Origin of the sequence: Brevibacterium sp. XM4083, from assembly GCF_006489205.2 — a bacterium.
GTDB lineage: Bacteria > Actinomycetota > Actinomycetes > Actinomycetales > Brevibacteriaceae > Brevibacterium.
Genome location: NZ_VFYR02000001.1, coordinates 365719 through 385815, shown reverse-complemented (window position 1 = coordinate 385815; position 20097 = coordinate 365719). Strand labels below are relative to the sequence as shown.

Here is a 20097-nt window from a genome sequence, read left to right as displayed (position 1 = left end):
GGTCCTGTCAGTCGATGGGGTTGTGGATGGTGACGAGTTTGCGCCCGTCGGGGAACGTGGCCTCGACCTGGACGTCGTGGAGCATCGGCGCCACATCGTCCATGACGTCGTCGCGGCTGAGGACCTCTCGTCCGGTGACCATGAGCTCCTCGACTGCGGCCCCCTCACGTGCTCGCTCGATCACCCAGGTGCTCAGCAGCGCAACGGATTCGGGATAGTTGAGCGGAACGCCCCGCGACAGGCGATCGCGGGCGACCATGCCGGCGACGGAGAGCAGCAGCTTCTCCGTGTCCCCCGGTGTGAAGTGCATCAGCGCTCCCGGACCGGGTCGGCAGGCAGGACATGTTCGCCGAGGCGATCGGTCGACAATGCCAGAGAGCTGAGATAGAGCGTCTCCCCGTTCGGTCCGGTCTTCGCCGAGGCGATCATGTCGGGACGCTCGAACTCCATCTCCGTGACGTGGCACCACAGGGTCGCATCCGTGGGGTTGCCGTCGTCGTCATACATCGGCACGTCGATGCCGTCGTCCTGTCGACGCAGATAGAAGCGCCCCCGGGTGATGATCGCCATGAGCGGAGTGGCGACGATGGCGATGCCGACGGCGAAGAGCGGGGAGAACGGCTGGACTGCGGCCCCGAAAGCACCGAAGTAGATGGCGATGGACACCCCACCGGAGAGCACGAGGGAGACGACGCCGACCGGGTTCCAGTCGTAGAGCATGCCGCGGCGGAACTCCGGAGTCTTCGGTGAGAGTCCCAGCACGTACTTGTTGATGGCGATGTCCGCGGCGACGACGCAGATCCACGACATCGCGAGGTTGGCGTAGAAGCTGAGGATCGCGTTGAGGAAGTCGAACATGTTGAGTTCCATGAGCGCCAGAGCGAAGAGCAGGTTGACGACGAGGAAGGTGATCCGCCCCGGGTAGCGCTTGGTGATCCGGGTGTACGCGTTCGTCCACGCCAGCGACCCGGAGTAGGCGTTCGTCACGTTGATCTTCACCTGGGAGATGACGACGAGGACGACGGCGAGCAGTAGGGCGAGCCATTGCGGCATCATCTGCTCGTAGGTGGCGAGCAGTTGCTGCACCGGTTCGGTCGCGAATCCGGTGGCTCCAGGCACGTTGGCGATGAGGTAGACGGCGAGGAACATGCCGATGATCTGCTTGATCGCCCCGAAGATCACCCAGCCGGGACCGGCGAGGATCACCGCCGTCCACCAGCTGCGATGGTTAGCCGGAGTGCGCGGGGGCATGAATCGCAGGTAGTCGATCTGCTCGGCGATCTGGGCGATGAGCGAGAGGCAGACTCCAGCGGCGAGCATGGCCGAGGCGAAGTTCGCGCTCTCGCCGCTCTCGCCCTGGTACGCGAAGAAGGTGCTCACGGATTCCGGTTGGAAGGCGATGAGGTAGCCGACGGGGACGACCATGAGGACGAGCCAGAGCGGTGTCGTCGAGACCTGCAGTCGAGCCAGCGCCTTCATGCCGAAGATGACGAGCGGGAAGATGAGGACTGTGGAGATGAGGTAGCCGATCGGACGCGGAATGCCGAGTCCCAAGTAGAGTCCCTGGGCCATGATCGAACCCTCGAGGGCGAAGAAGATGAACGTGAAGGTGGCGAAGATGATGTTCGTGATCACCGAGCCGTAGTACCCGAACCCTGCTCCGCGGGTGATGAGATCGAGGTCGAGGTTGTAGCGTGCGGCGTAGAAGGCCAAGGGCCAGCCAGTGAGGAAGATGATGATGGCCGCCGTGAGGATGCCGAGGATGCCGTTGGCTGTGCCGTGTGCCAGACCGATGCTCGCACCGATTGAGAAGTCAGCGAGATACGCGATGCCTCCCAGCGCACTCGTCGCCACCACAGCCGGTGCCCACGTGCGGTAGGAGCGCGGCGCGAATCTCAGGGTGTAGTCCTCGAGACTCTCGCGCGCTGCGGCTTTCGCCTCGCTGCTCGTCCCCGGCGGTGCCGTCGACTTGTCTGCAGACATCGTCATGATGGTCTCCTCGGTCGCTCGTCGATCTCAACAGCGCCCATCCTGACAGTCGATTGTTTCGTCCCGTGGTGAGCAACGTTTCGCTAGTGTTTCGACTGCAGTCAGCGTCCTGTGCAGGGTGACCTGTCGGAGGCGACGTGCTTCGACTACTCCGGGTGCCGGAGGGCGACCTGCCGTGATTTCTCGGCCCCTGTGAGTCGCTCCTTCAGAGTCCTGCACCCTCAGAGCCTCACGTTGCGGCTCAGGTCAGTTCGAGCGGCTCTGTTCAAAAGGTGAGCCGCCCGAAACAGGCTGAGCCGAAGCGACGTTCGGGCCGGCGGAGCGCAGAGGACCAGCGGGAATCCGACGGAGTTTCGGGCACGAAGAAGGGGCGGATCGCTCCGCCCCTGGAAATGATGCCCTGCCCCTGGTCACAGCCGCTCTGTGTCGCTCAGGTTGCCGTCGCAGTCGCTCAAGTTGCCTTCGCAACCGCTCAAATTACCGTCGCAACCGCTCAGGTTGCCGTCACGGCCACTCGGTGCCACCCAGATCGCTCTCACGCCTTCGCCGGACCGCGCACTCGTCGGGTGGTGAAATCGTCGTAGAGCACGACGGCACCGGCCTCCGATTCGGCGGTGACCTTCGGTCGCCGGCCGCGTGCGATCGAGACGACGTCGCCGCCGGAACCGGCAGCGAAGACACGCGAATCGCGTTCGCGTGCCGCCGCCTCGGCGAGGACTTCCTCCTCGAGTTCCCGGTTCCGGCTGCGCAGGGCGTCGATCTGGTTCTGCATCTCCATGATCTTCTTGATCCCGACGAGGTTGACGCCCTCGTCCTTCGAGAGATGCTGGATCAGGCGCAGCTTGGCGATGTCCCGCCCCGAATAGCGTCGGCCCTTGCCGGCCGTGCGCTGCGGGGTGACAAGACCCATCCGGTCATACTGCCGCAGAGTCTGCGGGTGCATCCCCGCCAATTCCGCCGCGACCGAGATGACGTAGAGCGCCGCGCTCTGAGAGAACTGCATCCTGCCTCACTGCCTCAGCTTGCCTTGGCCCGATCGAGCAGGCCGGCCCGCGGATCCTCGGATTCCGTCGCGGTCTTGTACGCTTCGACGGCTTCCTTCGCTTCCTTCGAGAGGTTCTTCGGCGCGACGATCTCGACGGTGACGAGCAGGTCGCCTGTTCCCTTCTTCGTCTTCACGCCCTTGCCGCGCACCCGCAGGGTCCGGCCGGAGGGCGTGCCCGCCGGGATCTTCACCTTCACCGGCTGACCGCCGAGCGTGGGCACCTTGACCTCGGCGCCGAGCGCCGCCTCGTCGAAGCTCACCGGCAGGTCCATCCGCAGGTTGTCGCCGTCGCGGGTGAACACCGGGTGGGGCTTGACGTGGACGGTGAGGATGACGTCACCGGGATCGCCGCCGTTCGGGCTCTGCTTGCCCTTGCCGGCCAGTCGGATCTTCTGCCCGTCCTTGACCCCGATCGGGGTGCGCACGGTCAGCGGCTTGCCACCGGGCATCTGCAGCTTCACGGATGCGCCGTTGGCCGCCTCGGTGAAGCTGAGGTTCGTCGAGGACTTGATGTCCCCGCCCTTGACCGGTGGCGAGTATCCGCCGCCGAAGCCCGTGTCGTAACCGCCGCCATAGCCGCCGTACGACCCGCCGCCGAACCCGTTGAGGAGGTCGGCGAGGTCCGGGGGCACGTCGCCGTAGCCGCTGCCGCCGCCGAACCCGCCGCCGCTGTAGGTCGTCCGGGTCCGAGTGCGCCCGCCGCCTCCGAAGAGGTCGGAGAACACGTCGTCGAAGCCGCCGCCGGCTCCCCCGGCACCACCGGCGCCGGCGCTGAACCTGGCACCGCTGCCCATGGCGCGGACCTGGTCGTACTGTTCGCGCGATTCCTTGTTCGACAGCACCTGGTGGGCCTGTCCGATCTCCTTGAACTTGGCCTCCGCCTCGGCGTTCCCCGGATTCGCGTCCGGATGGTACTTCCGCGCGAGCTTGCGGTAGGCCTTCTTGATCTCGGAGTCCGACGCGTCCTTGGAGACGCCGAGGGTCTTGTAGAAGTCCTTCTCGAACCAGTCATTCTGCGGTCCGGTACTCATCTGGCACCTCCCTTCTTCTCAGTCCTGTTGTGCCTGCCGGTGCGTGGCCGCCCCGGCTCTGTCATTCGTCCGTTCATCTGTCTGCTCACAATCCGCAATCCCCGCGAAGGCTTCCCTCCCGGTGATTCCGGACCGTCGCCGAGGCGGTCCCCGCTCCCAGCGTCCGTGGCCGGACGCTGGGGTGGCGGGTCACCTCGGCGAAGGTGGAACGGTCAGTCCTCTGGCTGCTGCACGCCGACGCGGGCCGCGCGGATGATGCGATCACCCATGCGGTAGCCCGGCTGCATGACCATGAACACCGTCGGCACCTCGACTTCGTCCGACGGCTGCTGCATGAGTGCCTCATGCAGGTGCGGATCGAACTCGTCGCCGACTGCGCCGTACTGCTCGACGCCGACCTTGGCCAACGCATCGATGAGCTTGTTGACGTGGGCCTCGAAGGGCCCGGAGACGTCGCCGTTCTCCTGCGCCAGACGCACCTCGTCGAGGACGGGAACCAAGGCCTCGACGACCTTGACGGTTCCGCCCACCGACGCCCGCTCGCGTTCGCGATCGGCGCGCATCCGGTAGGCCGCGTACTCGGCATTGATGCGCTTGAGGTCGGCGAGGTGGGCCGCGGCCTCGGAGCCGGGAGCGGGTTCGCTGCCGGCCGCCTCGGTGTCATTGAGCGATGAGGCATCGGCCGGAATCTCGACACCGAGGTCGCTGGCATCGGCCAGCACCTCCTCGGTGTCGGCTCCCTCACCGGACTCCCCCGAAGCCGACTGCGGGTCGGCTTCGGGACGGAGCTCACCGGTCTCGGGATCGACCCGACGCTTGTCATGGAAGGTGAAGCCTGGCTCCTCGGACGACGGATCGTTGCCCTCGGTCGTCATTACTTCTTCCCCTCGTCCTCATCATCATCCACGACCTCGGCGTCGACGACGTCGTCGTCGGCACCGGTGCCTGCGTCACTGCTGCCCTGGTCGGCACCACCGGCAGCGCCACCGGCCGCGCCGGACTCCTGCTGCTGGTAGATGGCCTCACCGATCTTCTGCTGCTTCTCGGTGAGCGTGTCGAACGCCTTCTTCACGGCGTCGTCGTCTTCACCGTTGAGAGCTTCCTTGACAGCGTCGACGTCGCCCTGGAGCTCGGACTTGATGTCCTCGGGCAGCTTGTCGGCGTTGTCGTCGAGCAGCTTCTGCGTCTGGTAGGCGAGGTTCTCCGCGTTGTTGCGGACGTCGGCGGCCTCACGGCGCTTCTTGTCCTCTTCCGCGTGCTCCTCGGCCTCACGCACCATGCGCTCGATGTCCTCCTTGGGGAGGGCCGAGCCGCCGGTGATCGTCATCGACTGCTCCTTGCCGGTTCCCTTGTCGGTGGCCGAGACATGGACGATGCCGTTGGCGTCGATGTCGAACGCGACCTCGATCTGCGGCACGCCGCGCGGAGCCGGCGCGATGCCGGTCAGCTCGAAGGTGCCGAGGTTCTTGTTGTCCCGAGTGAACTCGCGCTCACCCTGGAACACCTGGATGGACACCGAGGGCTGGTTGTCCTCGGCCGTGGTGAACGTCTCCGAGCGCTTGGTCGGGATCGGGGTGTTGCGTTCGATGAGCTTCGTCATCACGCCGCCCTTGGTCTCGAGTCCGAGCGAGAGCGGGGTGACGTCGATGAGGAGGACGTCCTTGCGTTCGCCCATGAGCACACCGGCCTGCACGGCGGCGCCGATCGCGACGACCTCATCGGGGTTGACGCCCTTGTTGGGCTCCTTGCCTCCGGTGAGCTCGGTGACGACCTGGGTGACGCCGGGCATACGGGTCGAACCGCCGACGAGGACGACGTGGTCGATGTCCTTGACGGACACGCCGGCGTCCTTCATCACAGCGTGGAACGGCGCCTTGGTCCGCTCGAGGAGGTCCTTGGTCAGATCCTCGAACTTCGCCCGGGTGAGGGTCTCGTCGAGGTGGATCGGACCGTTCTCGCTCATCGAGAGGTACTGCAGGGAGATGTTGGTGCTCGTCGCGGACGAGAGCTCCTTCTTCGCCTGCTCAGCGGCCTCCTTGAGACGCTGCATCGCCGTGGAGTCCTTGGTCAGGTCCACGCCGTAGTTGTTCTTGACCTGCTCGACCAGCCAATCGACGATCCGCTGATCCCAGTCGTCGCCGCCGAGGCGGTTGTCGCCGGAGGTCGCACGGACCTGAATGGTCGAGAAGCCGTCGTCGTCCTTGCCGACTTCGAGCAGCGAGACGTCGAAGGTGCCGCCGCCGAGGTCGAAGACGAGGATGAGCTCGTCTTCCTTGCCGCGTTCGAGGCCGTAGGCCAGGGCCGCAGCGGTGGGCTCGTTGATGATGCGCAGGACGTTGAGGCCGGCGATCTCACCGGCATCCTTCGTGGCCTGGCGCTCTGCGTCGTTGAAGTAGGCCGGCACGGTGATGACCGCGTCGGTGACCTTCTCCTGCAGGTACTCCTCAGCGTCGTGCTTGAGCTTCTGGAGGATGCGGGCGGAGACCTCGGGAGCGGTCAGCGTCTTGCCGCCGATCTCGGTGTTCCAGTCGGTGCCCATGTGGCGCTTGACGGACGCCACGGTGTTCTTCACGTTGGTGACAGCCTGGCGCTTGGCGATCTCGCCGACCAGGGAGTCTCCGTTCTTGTTGACTGCGACGACGGACGGGGTCGTGCGACCGCCTTCCATGTTCGCGATGACCTTGGGGTCGCCGCCCTCGAGGACAGCGACGACGGAGTTCGTGGTTCCGAGGTCGATTCCAACTGCACGTGCCATATCGTTTCTCCTTAACTCTCAGAGTCGTCTCGGGCTGAATGCGAGCGGCCGAACCGGAGGGCCCGATCGCGCACATTGAGTCTGATGGACTCAAGTATTCTCTTCCCGGCTGAGATCGTCAATCCCCGCCTCATCAAAGTTGCGTACACTAGACTCAACTTTGTGGAGCGCCGGGTTATTCCTCATGTGGAGAATTTTTCTCAGATTCTTTCCTGTAGGCCCTCGAAGGGACTACCAGTCCGATCGCCCAGATCCTGTGCACGTCAGCGTCACCACCCAGATCTGCTCTGGTCTGCGACCACGGGCGGCCACGGGCGACCACGTACCGCATGAAAGTCGGTGAGGGCTCTAACCGGCAAGAGCTGAATGGGTCAGGGTCGCCGGCAAGGGTCTGCTTCAGTCGAGCAGTACGCTGGGCGCAGGCCTGCGGTACTGCCGTGAGTGCTGAAGTGCGTACCTCGGACAGGTTTCGTTGCGTTCTGGTGTTCATATCGTGGACGTCATGATTACAGCTGAGAACCTGACCAAGAGATATGGCGCGACGACTGCCGTCAATGATCTGTCTTTCACTGTTCGTCCTGGGGTCGTCACTGGGTTCCTTGGGAGGAACGGTGCCGGGAAATCTACGACGATGAGGATGCTTGTCGGGCTTGATCGGCCGACGACGGGACGAATCAGCATCGATGGCAGGGACTACCGTGAGTTCAACGATCCGCTTCGGCACGTGGGTGCGATGCTCGATGCTCGGGGTGTGCACCCGGGACGCAGCGGTTACGACCACTTGTTGGCCGTGGCGTATTCCAACGGGATACCGAGGCGGCGCGTCGAGCAGGTCGTGGAAATGGTCGGTCTCCGGTCGGTTGTCTTCCGGCGAGCTGGTGGTTTCTCCTTGGGGATGGGCCAACGTCTCGGGATCGCGACTGCGCTGCTCGGAGACCCGGAGATCCTGGTGCTCGACGAGCCGACGAATGGTCTCGATCCGGACGGCATCTTGTGGTTGCGCACGCTGCTCAGCCGGATCGCGGCGGAAGGGCGGACGGTGTTCTTGTCCTCGCATCTCATGAGCGAACTCGCCCTTATCGCCGAAGACCTCGTCGTCATCGGCGGTGGCGAGTTGCTGGCCGTCGGATCGGTTGATGCGGTCGTTGCTTCGGTTTCGCCGGAGACTGTCCGCGTCATCACACCCGAAGCCGGGGCGTTGGCCAGAGCTCTGCAGGGGCCGGGTGTGAGTGTGTCATCGACCGATTCCGAAACTCTCGATGTGCAAGGTCTCGCTGCGCGCGAGATCGGAAGCATCGCCGCGGGGGCACGTATAGTGTTGTACGGGCTCGAGACACATCAGGCTTCGTTGGAGGAAGCCTTCATGCAGATCACGCAAGGCGCCCCTGTGCACGGCGCACACCTTCAGGAGGTCGCGGAATGAACGGCGCGGCACAGAATTCCCTGGCCACGACTCTCTCGAGGCCACATCAGGACGACCTGGGAGCCGCCCGGGTCACTGCGCTCGGGCTGTTGCTCTCTGAATGGACGAAGCTGCGGTCGGTGCGTTCGCTCGTGTACACCGTGCTGACGGCGTTTGTGGCGACCACTGCCATGACGGCTTACCTCATCATCGATGGGACGAAGTTCTCCAGCGGGGAGGCCGGGGATATCCCCTTCGCCTTCACGTCAGTCTACCCCCTCGGGATGATCGTGCTGATTATCGCGGGCGTTCTCGCGATAACCAGCGAGTACAGCAGTGGCTCCATAGGAATGAGTCTGATTGCTGTCCCTCGCCGCACTGGGATGTTCATGGCGAAGGCGGCTGTTCTCGCGGCTGTGACTGCAGTGTTGGCGATGGTGATGTCGTTGCTGCTCTATGTCATCGTGCAGATCACCGGCACTGTTCCCTCGGCCGATGGGATGTCATTGTTTGATCCTCGGATGTTCTGGGGCGTTCTCGGAGCTACAGCTGCCTTGCCGTTCGGGGCCGTGTTCGGTCTGGCGTTGGGAGGTCTGACGCGCAATGCCGCCGCGGCCATCTGCCTGTACTTCGGCGTCTTCCAGCTTGGACCGCAGCTCTTACCCTCTCTCGTGCCCGACAATGTCGCTGGCCTCGCTGACTTCATGCCCCTGGCCGCGATCAATGTGATCCGCTCCGGTGGCTTGATCGCGGATCCGTATGGCAGCGGGACGGCAGCCATAGTCCTGCTCGGTTGGTTGGTTGTGCTCGGCGGGGCGGCCTGGTTGTTGTTGAAGCGGCGGGACGTGTGATCGTCCCGGATGTAGGGGTAACGTGAGCGGATTGTTGCGTTGGGTGCGTGCTTTCGACCGGAGGCACCCGTTGTGGTGGGACCTGGTGGTGGCTCTTGTGCTCATGGTCATCTCGGCCAATGGCTCCGGACTGCGCGACGGGATCGGGATTGCGCTCTGCTTGGTTGTCGGCGGGGCGACACTGTGGCGGCGCCGTACACCCCAGCGCGCTCTGGCGGTGGCCCTCGGCGGCGTGATTGTGATCGCGCTGCTGACACCGTTGACAGATCTCGACCTTCCGTGGGTCTATCCCATGGTGTGGTTGCTGGTGTTCAACGTCGGTCTGCGTCACGGTGACCGAGGGCTCATTCGCATGGCGGTGGTTGTGGCCGTCACAGGCCTGGCCGCGTTCGTCGCCCCCGCCGATTCGACATCTGGAATGCCTGACCGCGTCTACTCGTCGTTCGCGGTGGCGGCAATGTGCGCCACAGCGTTTCTGGGCGGGGTACACATCCACCTCCAGCGGCGGAGAGTTTCCGAGCAGCGCGAGCATGCCGCTAGAGCGGCCGTCGCGGCTGAGCGTTCTCGTATTACCAGGGAGTTGCACGACATCATCGGTCATAACCTGTCGGTGATGATCTCTCTGGCGACCGGCGGCGTTGTCGCCGTGCAAAACGCGCCGCGGGATGCCGAGCGTGCATTCGAGGCAATCGGGAACGCTGGCCGGGCCTCGATGCACGAGATGCGGCATGTGCTCGAGGTCCTCCGATTCGATGAGAGCCCTGCCGGTGCACCGCTGACTCCGAATCTGGGCATCGGCGGGGTGGATGACCTCGTCGAGTCCGTGCGCGGGGCCGGTCTCCGTGTCCGCTTGGAGCGTGTCGGTTCGTTGGACGACATCTCTGGCGGGATCCAGTTGGCCGTTTACCGCATCGTGCAAGAAGCTCTGACGAACACGCTGCGATACGCCGGTGAGAGCGCGCAAGTGAGCGTCAGTATCGAACGCGACGACCTGCAGGTCCTGGTGCGGGTAGAAGACAGCAACGCTGCTCCCGTTCAGGTCTGCCACTCTGGCCCAGGATCGGGCCAGGGGATCGTGGGCATGCGCGGTCGGGCCGAAGCTTTCGGCGGCACTCTTGCGGCTGGCCCCACCGCTTTTGGGTGGCGGGTCGTTGCAAGCATCCCGATCAGCGGTCACCGCGAGTGGTCGGACCGGCACGGCGGAGGTGGAGTTTGACCATCACAATCCTGATCGCCGATGACCAGCCGTTGCAGCGAATGGGCATGAGCATGTTCCTGGCGGGGCAGGACGACATCGAAGTCATCGGCGAAGCCGGCGACGGTGACGAAGCCGTTCAGCTCACAGAATCACGAGAACCGGACGTCGTACTGATGGACGTTCGGATGCCCGGGACGGACGGCATCGCCGCGACACGGGCGATCATGGAGCAGAAGAACTCGTCGCCGTTCGGCCCGAAGGTGCTCCTGCTGACAACCTTCGATCTCGACGAGTATGTGCTCGATGGCCTTCAGGCCGGCGCTAGTGGATTCTTGACCAAGGACGCCGAGCCCGGCGATCTGCTCTCAGCCATTCGCGCTGTCGCTATCGGTGATGCCGTGATCGCCCCATCTGCCACCAGACGACTGATCAGTCGTCTGGTGGCAGATGGGGCGCACCCTGCACGCCGACATTCGCGCGTCGAGTCCACAGCTGTCAAACGTCTGACCGCCCGGGAAAGAGAGATCCTTGTCGAGATCGGGCACGGTGCCACGAACTCCGAAATCGCCGCACGGTTCGTGCTCGCGGAATCCACAGTCAAGAACTATGTGGGGCGGATCTTCACGAAAATCGACGCGCGCGACCGCGTGAACGCCGTGATCATCGCCTTCGAATCCGGCTTGATCGGAACGGATCATCGGGACGATGCCGGTTAGTCGCAGTCAATTGCGTGTGCTGGCAGCTGAAGGGTGGATGGCTCTTGCCAAGACGTGCTAACGGCCTTAAGAAGACGTGCTCCCGGCCTTAAGAACAGGCATGGTCATGTTGGGTATGTGCCGTGTTCGCCTGGCCGGAGCATCACATCATCGGTCGCCGGTGGAATCGGTGACGTCATGACTTGGCTCTGCCGCGACGTCATGGTTTTCACTATTCCAAATGAAGTCAACTGCGACTCTGTTATGACAAGCTCCGCGGGATCTTAAACTGCCGCCGAGGCGGCTGCGGCGCATTCGGGCCCGCCAGCACTGGGCAGAGGGCGGGATCCGCGGAAGGTTCAGGGCGGCGCACTGGAATCCGCGGAAGGTTCAGGGCGAAATCGACTCCGAAATCGCCATCGAGGTGGCGCAGAATCACCGTGGAAGTGGCGCACACCCTGTTACCGGGCAGCACTGGCCTCATTCGGGAGGCTAGGACTCACTCGAACCCCTCGCGGGCGGCCTACTCGAATCCGCGAAAGGCTCATGACCACCCACCTGAATCCGCCGAAAGTCCATGGCGACGCACTCGAATCCGCGAAAGGCTCTTGGCCGCCCACCTGAATCTGCGGAAAGTCCATGGTGACCCACTGGAATCCGCGGAAAGTCCATGGTGACCCACTGGAATCCGCGGAAAGTCCATGGCGACGCACTGGAATCTGCGGAAGGTCCATGGCGAAATCGGCTCCGAAATCGCCATCAAGCTGGCGCAGAATCACATCGCCCCCGCGCCGAACTACAAGCTGAGGGCTAGTCGTGACTGAAAAGGTGCAACATTCTGATCACCACATACCTCCACGTCAGCGGTGATGACTACACTTCTAATGTGAAGGGGCAACTTAAGCGTCGACGAGTCGGCGGTGATGCCACAGCAGCCCCTTCACCAAGCCGCTAAGGAGCTCATCTAGCCATGCCAGTCATCATTGTCCTCGTCGTACTGATCGTGTTGGTTTTCCTAGTGGTCCAGTTCTGGCCACTTGCGTTGGCTATTGCGATCATCTGGGCGGGCGCGGTCATCATCCCCAAAATCGTGCGCAACATTCGCAAGAATCGGTATTTTGCCAGTGATGAGTTCCAAACTCACAAGCAGGCACTGTCATCATTCGTGGCCGAGCACAATGCGGTCTCCAACTATACGTCGGAGATACGTGCGCAAGGGTCGTTCGATCTGGGTGTCTCTACCACAGGTCGACACGCTCATCTAGCAACATTTGAGAACACAAGTCACCACAACTATCGTCGCGATAGGAACATCGCCGATTACCAGTCGGATCACGTTCATAACTGTTCACTTCAGGTCGTGCGCAACGCCAGCGGTGATCCGATCAAATACATGATGAAGTACTTCGAGGTGCCTATCGATGAAGAGAGCCTGAGAGACGCCGAACGGCTTGGGAACGATATATCTCGTCTGGAATCGGCCATTGAAAATCTGTACATGCGCGAGTCAAGCATTCGCAGGTCGATCAATCCACCAGCCTTCATCCTCAAATACTTCGCAGACGAGTTCAATGAGCAGGTGGGAGTCGAGGTCTCTCCCGTGACCGTCCCGTACCCAGTCTATGTGTTTGAGTACGTCAGTGCTGGTGGAAACAGTTCGCAACGCACTACGATTACACTCAACTCGGAAACAGTTGATGCTCTAATTGAACGCATCGACGAGAAGCTTAAGTTCAGGAAGAGTGCCGCTGGCCAGAGAGCACTGATGACGGCCAGTCTCCGAAATTTCATCAAACGCCGAGACAACCACACGTGTCGCTATTGTTCAGTCTCGCTCGCCGCCGAACCCCATCTACTGCTCGAAGTAGACCATATCAAGCCGATCTCCAAGGGCGGACTCTCGGAGATTGAAAATTTGCAAACTCTCTGCTGGCGATGCAATCGGTCGAAATCAAACAAGTTCTAATCCCGACCCGAGATGGTTGAACTCAGTGAGTAGACGCGGATCAAGTGTCCAGAGTCAACCAAGATCACTCCCCTCAAACGCGCTCTTTAGTCAGTTGCCGGGCACTTCGCAGTCATGAACACTTGAAGCTTGACCCCTGCCCGACCCCTACTTGACGACGAGCACCGGGCAGTCGGCTTCGAGGATGACACGCTGGATGCTCGACCCGAGCAGCAGCTTCATCATCGTCGACCGCCGCCGGGTGGAGAGGACGATGAGTTCGGCCGCCCACTCCTCGGCGAGGTCGAGGATCTGGGAGGCGACGTCGGCGTCTGCGCGCTGGATCTCGAAGGGCAGCCCCGCCTCGGCGAGGATCCCGGCCAGCTCCTCCGTCTCCGCGGGGTCGTTGTCCATCGGACCGGCGGGACTGTCGGTGGAGAAGACGACGATCCGCAGCGCCGCCTCCTCCCGTCGCGCCGCGGCGATCGCCTGTGTGAGCACGGCCGCGGGGGCATCGTTGCGGTAGGCGACGACGACGGTCTTGGCGATGTCGTCGACGTCGGCCGAGCCTGCGATGCGCAGCGACGGCACGGGCCTGTGCCCGGTCGGAGTCGAGTAGAAGTCGGTCATGAGCAGCGGTCCCCTATCCGATCGCGATGACGCCGATGAGCACGCCGACGGTGAGCATGACGAGCGAGACGATGAGCGCCCTCCACAGCACTTTCTTGTGGTGGTCACCGAGGTCGACGCCGGCGAGCGAGACGAGCAGGAGGATCGCGGGCACGAGCGGCGACTGCATGTGCACCGGCTGACCGGTGATCGAGGCACGGGCCATGTCCGCGGCCGAGATCCCGTAGTGCGCGGCGGTCTCGGTGAGGACGGGCAGGATGCCGAAGTAGAACGCGTCATTGCTCATGAAGAACGTCGCCGGGATCGACAGGAGACCGGTGATGACGGCCATGTACGGTCCCATCGCCTCCGGGATGACGTCGACGAGCCACGCGGCCATCGCGTCGACCATGCCGGTGCCGCTCATGATGCCGGTGAGCACACCGGCGGCCATGACCATGGCGACGACGGCGATGATCGCCGAGGCGTGCGAGGCGAGCTCCTCCTGCTGGTCCTTGATCTTCGGGAAATTGACCATGAGCGCGATGACCATGGCGATCATGAACAGGTACGGCAGCGGCAGGACGTCGAGGACGAGGGTGACCATGACGGCCACTGTGAGCGCGAGGTTGAACCAGAAGAGGTGCGGGCGCAGGGTCGCACGGTTGGGATCGAGTGCGGTGTTGGCCAGGGAGGAGTTCCCACTCGCCGAGGCGGCCGCAGCGTTCCCGTCGGCACCGTCGTCGGGTCCGCCGACCGAAGCACCCGTGCCGGTGGCGCCGGCGCTTCCCGAACCGGCGGCGGTGCCGGCCGAGCCGGAGCCCGCGGCGGCGCGGGCCACGGCGCCGACGAGCTCGGACTTCCGCGACGAGGGACGCCCGGTGCCGAGCCCGGTCACCCAGGTGACGCCGTTCTTCGCGAGGCGGCGGCGCTCGGAGAGTCCGAGGAAGTAGGCGAAGACGAAGCAGACGAGAAGGCCGACGACGAGCGAGGGCACCATCGGGGTGAAGATCTCGTTGGCGTCGATCTGCAGCGCCGAGGCGGCCCGGGCCGTCGGTCCGCCCCACGGCACGATGTTGAGCGTGCCGTTGATGAGGCCGGCCACACATGTGAGGACGACCGGCGACATCTCGAGCCGCTGGTAGATCGGCAGCATCGCGGCGGTGACGACGATGAACGTCGTCGACCCGTCGCCGTCAAGGGAGACGGCGCCGGTGAGCAGGGCGGTGCCGAGGACGACCTTGACCGGGTCGTTGCCGGCGATCCTGAGGATGAACTCGACGAGCTTGTCGAACAGCCCGACATCGATCATGATGCCGAAGTAGATGATGGCGAACAGCAGCAGCGCCGCCGTCGACGACATCGATGCGATCGCTTCCATGACCATCTCGCCGATTCCCAGACCGGCGCCGGCGAAGAGACCGAAGATGGTCGGGACGATGATGAGCGCCAGGATCGGCGAGAGGCGTTTGGTCATGATCAGCGTCATGAAGACGATGATCATGGCGAAGCCGAGGATGACGAGCACGGACTTCTCCTTCGAAGACGTTTGTGAACCGCCTGTGGATTTTGTGAGGCGCGATACACGCTAGGGCCGACCGACCGGACGGCGCGCGTTTAAGTGCACTGATCGCGTTCTGCCCGTTCTGTCCCTTTTGCGCATTCTGCTCAGCACTGGCTACTGTGGAGGAGTGCCACGCTCCTCCCGAGCCTTCTCGCGCCGTGTCCTGCTCAGCCAGCTCGCGGTCATCATCGCGACCCTCGCCCTGGTCACCGGTGTGTTCTCATGGATGGCCGCCCAAGCGGTGACCGATGTCAGCGAGACCGAGGCACTCGCCACCGCCCGCACGCTCGCCTCGGCGTCCGCCGTCCGGGAGGGCGCGACCCGCGCCTCGGCGACGGAGGAACCGGCGTCGGCGGAGATCACGGACCCGCTCGGCGAGATCGCCCGCGACGTCCGGACCCGGTCGGACATCGAATTCGTCGTCATCACCGACGACCACGGCCTGCGCCTGACCCACCCCAACCAGGACCTCATCGGCCAGCGCGTCTCGACCTCCCCCGAGGCGGCGCTGGCCGGACGCGAAGAGGTCACGCAGGAGGCGGGCACGCTCGGCAGCACGGTGCGGGCCAAGGTTCCGATCTACTCGAGCACCGAGGACGGCACCGTTGTCGGCGAGGTGTCGGTGGGCATCCACACCTCCGTCCTCAACGCCGACCTGCGCCGGGAGTTCATCGCCCTCGGCTCGGTCACCGTGCTGGCCCTGGGCATCGGCATCTTCGCCTCCTTCGCCCTCGGCCGCCGACTGCGACGGGAGACCCTCGGCGTCGGACCCGAGGAGCTCGCCGAGATGGCCCGCGATCAGGGTGCGGTCCTGCGCGGCCTCGATGACGGTGTGCTCGGCTTCGACTCCGACAACGAGCTCACCCTGAGCAATGCTGCGGCCCGTGACCTCCTCGCCGGCGACGCCGACATCGACGACGAGCGCCGCCGCACGATCGACGACGTCCCCCAGGCGATCCGGACGATGATGGTCGAGGCTCCCGAACGCGGGGCGCTGCGCCGGCGGGTCAGCGTCGGGGACAAGATCCTGCTGGCCACCGCCGTGCGCGTGCGCCGCGACGGCGTCGAGGTCGGCGGTGTCGTCACCCTGCGCGATGAGACGACGATGCTGACGATGGCCCGGCAGCTCGAATCGGTCACCGCGATGGCCGAGGCGCTGCGCGCCCAGCGCCACGAGTTCGCCAACCGGCTCCACACCGTGCTCGGCCTCGTCGACACCGGCGCCACCGACGAGGCCCACAGCTACCTCGAGTCGATCCTCGGCACTGGCCCCCTGACCACCCCGGTCGAGGGGATCGAGACGATCACCGACCCGTACCTGCGCGCCGTGCTCGAGGCGAAGGGCACCACCGCCGCCGAGGCGGGGGTGAGTGTGCGCGTGGCCCCCGACTCCCTCGTCGTCGGGCAGGTCACCGACCCCGAGGATGTCACCCTCGTCCTCGGCAACCTCATCGACAATGCGGTGCGCGCCGTCGTGCGCAGCCGGTCCGCCGACCCGGCAGCCGATGGCACGGCCGCGGCCGCGTCCTCCCCGGACGCGGCACCTGCGGACAGTGCGACGGAGCGGGGAACCGCCTCGGCGCGAGGGCCCTTCGAGGGCCGGGACCCGGCGACGGCGAAGCTGCCGAGCGGCAACGGCGACCAGGTCGTCGAGGTTCAGCTGCTCAGCGCCGACGGTGAGCTGCACGGCCTCGTCACCGACACCGGGATCGGCATCGAGGCAGCCGATGCCGAACGCATCTTCGACGAGGGCGTCAGCGGTGACCGCGAAACCCAGCAGTCCACCGGCGGTGATGGCGTCGAAGCCGCGCACGGGCACGGCCTCGGTCTGGCGCTGTGCCGCCGGGTGGCGAAACGACATGGAGGGCGGGTGTGGCTCGTCGACGGCCACGACCCGGTGATGGGCGGCGCGAGCTTCGGCGTCATCCTGCCCGACGTCCTCGTCGACGACGCAGACGATGTGCAAGGAGTGAGCTGATGGTCAATGTTCTCGTGCTCGACGACGACTTCTACGTGGGGCAGATCCACTGCAAGTACGTCAATGACGTCGCGGGCTTCCGCGCCCTCGACCCGGTCCAGGATCTGCGCACGGCGCGCAAGGTCCTCGCAGAAGAGGAGGTCGACCTGCTCCTCGTCGACTACGTCCTGCCAGAGGGCACCGGCGTCGATCTCATCCGCGAGACCGATGTCGACGCGGCCGTGCTCTCCGCCGTCGCCGACCCGCAGATCGTCCGCTCGGCCCTGCGCGCGGGCGCCCTGACCTACATCGTCAAGCCGTTCGCCGCCGATCATCTCCACGGCTTCCTCCGCCGCTACGCCCGCTACCAGCGGTTCTGGGAGCGGGAGAAGGTCGCGCAGTCCGACCTCGACCGGCTGCTCCGCAGCCTCCACGACACCGCCGCCCCGGGATCGACGTCGTCACCGGGCACGAAGTCGTCGACGACCGGGCGGATCCTCGATGCCCTCGAGGCGACGAAGCAGCCGATGACGGCCTTGGAGATCGCCGAGGCGGTCGGCGCGTCCCGGGCGACCGCGCAGCGGCATCTCGCGAAGCTCGCCGAATCCCGGGCGGTCACCGTCACCCTGCAGTACGGCAGCACCGGTCGCCCGGAGCACCTCTACCAGACGGGCTGAGCCGCGACCCCGCGGTCAGCCGAGTTCGCGTTCGACGTCGTCGATGGCCTGCCGGTCGTCGCGGCTGAAGCGCTTGAGCTGCGTGACGTGGCGCGGTTCGAGTTCGGCGATCGTCGAGACCTGGAGGAGCTTCATCGTCCGCTCGATCTGCTCGCGGAGGATCGCGATCGTGCGGTCGACGCCCTGCCGTCCCCCGGCCATGAGCCCGTAGAGGTACGCGCGGCCGATGAGCGTGAAGTCCGCGCCCAGGGCGAGCGAGGCGACGATGTCGGCGCCGTTGCGGATGCCCGTGTCGAGCATGACCTCGATGTCGTCGCCGACCTCGCGGACCACCTCGGGGAGGAGTTCGAACGGCACCGGTGCGCGGTCAAGCTGCCGGCCTCCGTGGTTGGACAGGACGATCGCGTCGACGCCGAGGTCGGTGAGCTTCTTCGCATCGGCGAGCGTCTGGACGCCCTTGACGGCGAATTTGCCCGGCCACATCTTCCGGATCGTGGCGAGGTCGTCGAAGTCGATCGTCGGGTCCATTGCGGAGTTGATGAGCTCGCCGACGGTGCCCCCGGTCTCCGACAGGGACGCGAACTCGAGCTTCTCCGTCGTCAGGAAGTCCCACCACCACCAGGGTCGGGGGATCGCGTTGAGGACGACCTGCGGGGTCAGCTGCGGTGGGATCGAGAACCCGTTGCGGCTGTCGCGCAGACGGGCCCCGCCGACGGGGGTGTCGACGGTGAAGAAGAGGGTGTCGAAGCCGGCTGCGGCGGCGCGTTCGACGAGGCCGTAGGAGATCTCGCGCTCGCGCATGACGTAGAGCTGGAACCAGTTGCGGCCGTACGGGTTGGCGGCCCTGACGTTCTCGATCGAGGTCGTGCCGAGCGTCGAGAGCGTGAAGGGGATGCCCGCGGCACCGGCGGCCGAGGCTCCCGCGATCTCTCCCTCGGTCTGCATGAGCCGCGTGAACCCGGTGGGAGCGATCCCGAACGGCATCGCCGAGCTGCCGCCGAGGATCTGGGTCGTCGTGTCGACGTGGGAGACGTCGTTGAGGATCGCGGGATGGAACTCGATGTCCTCGAAGGCCTGCATCGAGCGCTGCATCGAGATCTCGCCCTCGGCGGCGCCGTCGGTGTAGTCGAACGCCGCGGCGGGGGTGCGCCGTTTCGCGATCTTCCGCAGATCCTCGATCGTCAGCGCCGCATCGAGCCGACGCTTCCGACCGTCGAGTTCGAACTTCTTGAACTTCATCAGCTCGAAGATCTCCGCGGGCTTGGGGATCTGCCGCTTCATAGGTGGGCTCCTTCGGATCGTCGCATGCGAATCGTCGAATGCGTATGACATTTATGAGGTCAGACCATTAATGTGAGCATAGGACTGTGGTCGGGAGCGCGTCAAGAGCATCCCGGCGCCGAGGCGGTGGCCGACGAAGGGAAGGGACGAGGAGTGAGCACGTCGAGCGAGAGCATGAACGGCAGGCCCCCTGCGTCAGGCGACCCCAGTACAGGGCAGGCACCTGACAGGACGCCCGAGCCGGCACCGGACAGCGCGGAGGCGTCGGCACCGGCGTGGAAGCAGGTCGTGCGCCCGAGCACGCATGAGCTCGTCATCGATGCGATCGAGGAGCAGATCATGGCCGGGTCTCTCTCCGTCGGGGACCCGCTGCCGGCCGAACGGGAGCTCGCCTCCCAGCTCGGGGTGAGCCGGGCGAGCGTCCGCGAAGCTCTGCGCGTGCTCGAGAGCCTCGGCGTCGTGCGCTCGAGCGGAGGATCCGGACGCGGGGCGGGCACATTCATCGCCTCCCTGCCGAGGGAGGCTCTCACCCGATTCCTCCGACTCCACGTCGCCCTGACGAACTTCAGCGTCGACGAGGTCATCGAGACCCGGATCCAGCTCGAGCGCTCGAGCGCGGCACTGGCCTCCGCGGCCGCCGACGACGATGCACTGGCCCGGATGAACGCGTCCCTGGCGATCATGGACACCCCGGGAGTCAGCCTCGAGGTGTTCAACGACGCCGACACCGCGTTCCACGTCGCGATCGCCCAGGCCACGGGCAATCAGCTCTTCTCCGACCTCACCGGGGCGATCCGCAGCTCGCTGAGGCGACCGATCCTCGCGGCCTTCCGGGCCGTCGACGATCCGGCCGCGCTCATGGACGCACTCCAGGAGCAGCACCATGCGATCATGGCGGCGGTCGTCGCCCACGACCCGGAGCGCGCAGCGCAGCTGACCGAGGAGCACATCCTCACCGCGGCCGCCGCGCTGCCGGCTCTCGCGGAACCCCGCGGCGGCTCCGGCACCTGAGCACCGGCCCTCTCCGAGGACATCCAGCACAGCTCATCCAACCCGGGCCCCGCCTCGGCGCATCCAGCACCGGAGCTCCGCACGGGA

18 protein-coding genes are annotated in these 20097 nt (G+C 65.1%); 9 read left to right on the top strand and 9 right to left on the bottom strand.

What is annotated here, in order from left to right; translation table 11 throughout:
• Positions 1-7 precede the first annotated feature (7 nt).
• From FJ887_RS01630 to dnaK, 6 genes are all read right to left on the bottom strand, one after another.
• A complete protein-coding gene (locus FJ887_RS01630; protein WP_137824520.1) occupies positions 8-310 on the bottom strand; it encodes an urease subunit gamma in 303 nt (100 codons plus the stop codon).
• Complete coding sequence (locus tag FJ887_RS01625; RefSeq protein ID WP_250786164.1) at positions 310-1983, bottom strand: purine-cytosine permease family protein; 1674 nt, start codon at positions 1981-1983, stop codon at positions 310-312. Before FJ887_RS01625 ends, FJ887_RS01630 begins: the two co-directional genes overlap by 1 nt.
• Positions 1984-2524: 541 nt before the next feature.
• Positions 2525-2992: a heat shock protein transcriptional repressor HspR gene (locus FJ887_RS01620; RefSeq protein WP_137824518.1), complete on the bottom strand. Its 468-nt coding sequence runs from the start codon at positions 2990-2992 to the stop codon at positions 2525-2527.
• A gap of 14 nt (positions 2993-3006) precedes the next feature.
• The gene (locus tag FJ887_RS01615) at positions 3007-4065 is read right to left on the bottom strand and encodes a DnaJ C-terminal domain-containing protein (RefSeq protein WP_137824517.1); all 1059 of its coding nucleotides are present in this window, start codon (positions 4063-4065) and stop codon (positions 3007-3009) included.
• A gap of 212 nt (positions 4066-4277) precedes the next feature.
• Positions 4278-4940: a nucleotide exchange factor GrpE gene (locus FJ887_RS01610; protein WP_137824516.1), complete on the bottom strand. Its 663-nt coding sequence runs from the start codon at positions 4938-4940 to the stop codon at positions 4278-4280.
• Positions 4940-6820, bottom strand: coding sequence for a molecular chaperone DnaK (gene dnaK, locus FJ887_RS01605; RefSeq protein WP_137824515.1), 1881 nt, complete (start codon positions 6818-6820; stop codon positions 4940-4942). Before dnaK ends, FJ887_RS01610 begins: the two co-directional genes overlap by 1 nt.
• Before the next feature lie 502 nt (positions 6821-7322).
• On the opposite strand from dnaK, the gene FJ887_RS01600 reads away from it, so the two are divergent.
• The 6 genes from FJ887_RS01600 (at position 7323) to FJ887_RS01580 (ending at position 12932) form a co-directional block, all read left to right on the top strand.
• Positions 7323-8243, top strand: coding sequence for an ABC transporter ATP-binding protein (locus FJ887_RS01600; RefSeq protein ID WP_137824514.1), 921 nt, complete (start codon positions 7323-7325; stop codon positions 8241-8243).
• A complete protein-coding gene (locus FJ887_RS01595; protein ID WP_137824513.1) occupies positions 8240-9073 on the top strand; it encodes an ABC transporter permease in 834 nt (277 codons plus the stop codon). Before FJ887_RS01600 ends, FJ887_RS01595 begins: the two co-directional genes overlap by 4 nt.
• An 88-nt stretch (positions 9074-9161) precedes the next feature.
• Entirely contained in the window at positions 9162-10289 is a 1128-nt protein-coding gene (locus FJ887_RS01590; RefSeq protein WP_140954837.1) for a sensor histidine kinase, read from the top strand.
• On the top strand, positions 10286-10987 hold the full coding sequence (locus FJ887_RS01585) for a response regulator (RefSeq protein WP_137824511.1): 702 nt from the start codon (positions 10286-10288) through the stop codon (positions 10985-10987). Before FJ887_RS01590 ends, FJ887_RS01585 begins: the two co-directional genes overlap by 4 nt.
• 680 nt (positions 10988-11667) lie before the next feature.
• The gene (locus FJ887_RS18245; protein WP_283202122.1) at positions 11668-11790 is read left to right on the top strand and encodes a hypothetical protein; all 123 of its coding nucleotides are present in this window, start codon (positions 11668-11670) and stop codon (positions 11788-11790) included.
• 146 nt (positions 11791-11936) lie between these two features.
• Positions 11937-12932, top strand: a complete 996-nt coding sequence (locus FJ887_RS01580) for an HNH endonuclease (protein ID WP_212743276.1) — start codon at positions 11937-11939, stop codon at positions 12930-12932.
• Between the two features lie 147 nt (positions 12933-13079).
• Here the strand turns inward: FJ887_RS01580 and FJ887_RS01575 are convergent, their stop codons facing one another.
• Together FJ887_RS01575 and FJ887_RS01570 are read right to left on the bottom strand one after the other, a co-directional pair.
• Positions 13080-13541 (bottom strand): universal stress protein, encoded by a 462-nt coding sequence (locus FJ887_RS01575; protein WP_137824510.1) that lies wholly within the window; start codon positions 13539-13541, stop codon positions 13080-13082.
• Positions 13542-13554: 13 nt separating this feature from the next.
• The gene (locus tag FJ887_RS01570; protein ID WP_140954838.1) at positions 13555-15048 is read right to left on the bottom strand and encodes a CitMHS family transporter; all 1494 of its coding nucleotides are present in this window, start codon (positions 15046-15048) and stop codon (positions 13555-13557) included.
• Positions 15049-15211: 163 nt separating this feature from the next.
• On the opposite strand from FJ887_RS01570, the gene FJ887_RS01565 reads away from it, so the two are divergent.
• The gene (locus FJ887_RS01565; RefSeq protein ID WP_137824508.1) at positions 15212-17062 is read left to right on the top strand and encodes a sensor histidine kinase; all 1851 of its coding nucleotides are present in this window, start codon (positions 15212-15214) and stop codon (positions 17060-17062) included.
• Positions 17062-17718 (top strand): response regulator, encoded by a 657-nt coding sequence (locus FJ887_RS01560; protein ID WP_137824507.1) that lies wholly within the window; start codon positions 17062-17064, stop codon positions 17716-17718. Before FJ887_RS01565 ends, FJ887_RS01560 begins: the two co-directional genes overlap by 1 nt.
• 15 nt (positions 17719-17733) lie before the next feature.
• On the opposite strand, the gene FJ887_RS01555 is transcribed toward FJ887_RS01560, so the two are convergent.
• Positions 17734-18999: an alpha-hydroxy acid oxidase gene (locus tag FJ887_RS01555; protein WP_137824506.1), complete on the bottom strand. Its 1266-nt coding sequence runs from the start codon at positions 18997-18999 to the stop codon at positions 17734-17736.
• Positions 19000-19287: 288 nt separating this feature from the next.
• On the opposite strand from FJ887_RS01555, the gene FJ887_RS01550 reads away from it, so the two are divergent.
• Positions 19288-20010 carry a FadR/GntR family transcriptional regulator gene (locus FJ887_RS01550; protein ID WP_249356569.1) on the top strand — a complete coding sequence of 241 codons (723 nt, stop codon included), beginning with the start codon at positions 19288-19290 and terminating at the stop codon, positions 20008-20010.
• Positions 20011-20097: the final 87 nt, after the last annotated feature.